General features: G+C 67.5%; 1 protein-coding gene and 1 pseudogene. Both read left to right on the top strand.

The window, feature by feature from the left end:
- A pseudogene (locus tag FHG71_RS22830) lies at nt 1–307 on the top strand (Y-family DNA polymerase); the annotation flags it as partial.
- Nucleotides 308–375: 68 nt separating this feature from the next.
- On the top strand, nt 376–3708 hold the full coding sequence (locus FHG71_RS22825; RefSeq protein ID WP_139084081.1) for an error-prone DNA polymerase: 3333 nt from the start codon (nt 376–378) through the stop codon (nt 3706–3708).
- Nucleotides 3709–3748: the final 40 nt, after the last annotated feature.

Below are 3748 nucleotides of genomic sequence, written 5' to 3'. Positions count from 1 at the left end.
TGGTGGGCGAGGTCTGGGGCGATCCCCCGGCGCTCGACTTCACCGCCACCAAGCGGCTGGCCCTGCGCGCCAAACAGGGCGGGGTGCGCAGTTCACCTGGTGGCGCGTGACCCACCGGGTGACCCGCTTCGCCGGGCCGGAGCGGATCTCTCCCGAATGGTGGCGCGATCGGCCCGGCACGCGCCTGCGCGACTACTACCGCGTCGAGGACCACGAGGGGCGGCGCTTCTGGCTCTACCGCGAAGGGCTGCCCGACGACGGCCGGGGCGGGACGCCCCGCTGGTTCGTGCAGGGGATCTTCGGATGAGCCACGGCCACCCCCGCAAGCGTCCGCGATGCTTCTCAAGACGCCTCGTCCCTCCGGCCTGACCCGCGATGCCCGACGTCGAACGCCACCATCCCAAGCGCACCCTGGCGGAAGAGAACGACCTTGCTCCGAACCCTCGCGCGCCCTTCGTGGAGCTGGGGCTCACGACGTGCTTCAGCTTTCTGCGTGGAGCTTCGGAGGCCTTGGACTTTGCCACGACCGCGTGGCAACTGGGCTACGACGCCTTGGGCGTAGCCGACTGCAACACTCTGGCTGGCGTGGTTCGGCTTCATGCGGAGGCGACCAAGGCGAGGCTGCGCCCTGTTATCGGCTGCCGCCTTGTCCTTCTCTCGGGCGAGGAGTTTCTGGCCTACCCGCGTGACCGCGCGGCCTATGGCCGGCTGTCGCGGCTTCTGTCCCATGGCAGGATGAGGGATGCCGACGGCGAGCGGCAGAGAAAGGGCGCCTGCGATCTGACACTCGACGACCTCGCCGGGTATGCCGAAGGGCTCCAGCTCATCCTCGTCCCGCCCGCCGATCTCGCCGGCTTTCCTCAAAGGCTCCGCGCGCTGGCCCGCCGCCTGCCGACGCTCCGCCATGTCGCGGCGAGCTATCTCTATCGAGGCGAGGACCGGGCGCGGATTAATGCGCTCGATCACATGGCCAGGAGCGCGGGCATCGGCATCCTCGCCACCAACGACGTACTCTATCATGAGGCCGCTCGCCGCCCGCTCCAAGACATGATGACCTGCATCCGCGAAAAGGTGCGTCTCTCAGGGGCAGGGCTCCTGCTCGAACCCAATGCCGAGCGGCACCTGAAAAGTCCGCAGGAGATGCTCCGCCTCTTCGCCGAATGGCCCAGCGCCATCCGCGCCGCCCGGCAGGTGGCGGATGCCTGCGCCTTTTCGCTGAGCGAACTGGCCTACGAATACCCGAGCGAGGTAGTTCCCAAAGGCGCAACGCCGCAGTCCCATCTGGAGGCGCTCACCTGGGCGGGCGCCGGGCGCCGCTATCCTGGCGGGGTACCGGGAGAGGTGGTCGCGACGCTGCGCAAGGAATTGGCGCTCATCGCCCGGCGCGACCTCGCTCGCTACTTCCTGACCATTCACGACATCATCCGCTTCGCCCGCGAGGGAGACGGCTCCGGTCGCCCCTGGACGTCGATCCTCTGTCAGGGACGCGGCTCGGCCGCCAACTCGGCCGTCTGCTACGTCCTGGGAATCACCGCTGTGGACCCTGCCCAGCACCAACTTCTTTTCGAGCGTTTCATCTCCGAGAAACGCCACGAGCCCCCTGACATAGACGTCGACTTCGAGCACGAACGGCGCGAGGAGGTCATCCAGCACATCTACCGCAAGTACGGCTGCGACCGCGCCGGCCTCTGTGCGACCGTGATCCACTACCGCCCGCGCTCCGCCATCCGCGAGGTGGGCAAGGTGTTGGGGCTCTCCGAGGATATGACTGGCGCTCTCGCGCGCACCGTCTGGGGCTCGTGGGGAACCGAGGTGACCGAACGGAACGTGAAGGAGGCCGGGCTCGACCTGTCCGATCCCCTGCTACGGATGGCGGTCAAGCTCGCCTCCCAACTCATCGGCATGCCTCGGCACCTAAGCCAGCATGTCGGGGGCTTCATCCTGACCGAGCGCCCGCTGATCGAGACGGTCCCCGTCGGCAACGGCGCCATGCCAGACCGCTCCTTCATCGAATGGGACAAGGACGACATCGACGCGCTTGGCATCCTGAAGGTGGACATCCTGGCGCTGGGGATGCTGACCTGCATCCGCAAGGCGCTCGACCTCGTGGCAGCGCATCACGGGGTGCAGCACAACCTCGCGAGCATCCCGCAAGAGGATCCCCGCGTCTATGCCATGCTGTCCAAAGGCGACTCCCTCGGCGTGTTTCAGGTCGAGAGCCGGGCGCAGATGAACATGCTGCCCCGCCTGCGCCCGCGCACCTTCTACGACCTTGTCATTGAAGTCGCCATCGTCCGCCCCGGCCCGATCCAGGGCGACATGGTGCATCCCTATCTCCGCCGCCGCGAAGGGAGGGAGACCGTCGAGTATCCCTCGCCCGCCTCGCCGCACGATCCGGCCGAACTGAAGACCATCCTCGGCCGCACCCTGGGCGTGCCGATCTTTCAGGAGCAGGCCATGCGCATCGCCATTGAGGCCGCCCGCTTCACCCCCGCCGAGGCGAACGAACTGCGCAAGGCCATGGCCACCTTCCGCTCGCGCGGACAGATCGACCGCCTTCAGGATAAGATGGTGGGCCGCATGGTCGAGCGCGGCTACGACAAGGCCTTCGCCCGCCGCTGCTTCGATCAGATCAAGGGCTTCGGCGAGTATGGTTTTCCCGAAAGCCACGCTGCGAGCTTCGCGCTCCTCGTCTATGTCTCCTCTTGGCTCAAGTGCCATTTCCCGGCGGCCTTCGGGGTGGCGCTTCTGAATTCTCAGCCCATGGGCTTCTACGCCCCCGCTCAGATCGTGCGCGACATGCGCGACCACGGGGTCGAGGTGCGTCCGCCCGATGCAAACCTCTCGGATTGGGACACGACGCTGGTCCCAGACGGGCAGGGTGGCCTGTCGGTGCGGCTCGGCCTGCGCACTGTCTCGGGCCTGCCCCGGGCCGCCGTCACGCGCCTTCTCGCGGCGCGGGAGGCGCCTTTCCGCGATCTCCCCGACCTTCAGCGCCGCACGGGCCTCGCCGTCGCCTCGATCCGGCAACTGGCCGAGGCCGACGCCCTGCGTACCCTCTGGCTCGACCGCCGCCAGGCGTTATGGGAGGCCCGCTCCCTCCGCGACACTTCCGACCTGCCGCTGTTCCATGGCGCTCCCGACGAAGGCGTCGAGTCTCCCGTCCCGCTCCCCCCGATGCCGCTGTCCGAGCACGTCGTCGCCGATTATCAGACGCTGCGACTCTCGCTCAAGGCGCACCCCCTGAGCTTTCTGCGGCGTTCGCTCTCGGCCCAAGGTTATATCGCCGCAGCCGATCTGGCGGGCACCCGGCCATTTCAGCGCGTGAAGCTTGCGGGACTTGTGCTTGTGCGCCAAAGGCCCGGATCGGCCAAGGGCGTGTGCTTCGTCACGCTGGAGGACGAGACGGGCACCATAAATCTTGTCGTCTGGCCTAAGGTGCTGGAAACCTTCCGCAGGATCGTCATGCAAGCCCGTCTTCTCGCCGTCGAGGGTCATGTCCAGCGCGAGCTGGAGATCGTCCACGTGGTAGCCGCGCGGCTCGTGGACCGCTCGGATGTCTTGCTCCGCTTGGCGCCCGAAGGGTTCGGGCCCGTGCTCTCCCATGCCGACGAGGTGGTCAGGCCCGTGCAGGGCAGCGTGCGCAGCCCCCAGTCCGATCAACCGCACGACGCGCGCCTACGCTCAGGACTCATAGCCAGAACATGACGGTTGCGGCCAAGGCGATGGCCGAGAGAAAGACCTTGGG

This window comes from Rubellimicrobium roseum, from assembly GCF_006152145.1.
In the GTDB taxonomy this organism is placed as follows: domain Bacteria; phylum Pseudomonadota; class Alphaproteobacteria; order Rhodobacterales; family Rhodobacteraceae; genus Rubellimicrobium; species Rubellimicrobium roseum.
This window is presented reverse-complemented; position numbering and strand designations above follow the sequence as displayed.

What these genes read in the sequence shown, in the direction of transcription:
- FHG71_RS22825 (WP_139084081.1), top strand. Translation starts at nt 376, where the DNA reads ATGCCCGACGTCGAACGCCACCATCCCAAGCGCACCCTGGCGGAAGAG.